The organism is Streptomyces sp. MBT65 (assembly GCF_016612545.1).
GTDB lineage: Bacteria > Actinomycetota > Actinomycetes > Streptomycetales > Streptomycetaceae > Streptomyces.
This window is the reverse complement of the sequence record NZ_JAENRY010000829.1, coordinates 1-317: the sequence shown is the minus strand read 5'-3', so window position 1 is coordinate 317 and position 317 is coordinate 1. Positions and strand designations below refer to the sequence as shown.

General features: G+C 74.4%; 1 protein-coding gene. It reads left to right on the top strand.

The window, feature by feature from the left end:
* A partial coding sequence (locus JHN63_RS52275; protein ID WP_200692083.1) for a hypothetical protein occupies positions 1-317 on the top strand: 317 nt, incomplete at both ends.

Here is a 317-nt window from a genome sequence, read left to right as displayed (position 1 = left end):
TCCCGGCGATCGCCGACGCGAACGGCGTGATCCAGCAGGCCACCACCGCGCTCACCACCGCCCGGCCGGCATTGGCAGCAGCGGAGGCGACCGCCGCCGACCGACCCGGTCAGATCCGCAAGGCGGAACAGGACCACGGGACGGCCGTGGAGAAGGCGGCGCGGGACGCGGAGGCCGAGGTCGTCGCGGCCGACAACCTCCGGATCGCCACGGAGCACGAGACCGACGCCCAGGAGCAGGCGACCGAGGCCGCTGCCGAGGTCGCCCGCCGCGAGAAGGAGGTCGTCGACACCGTCACCGCCCAGATACAGGCCGCC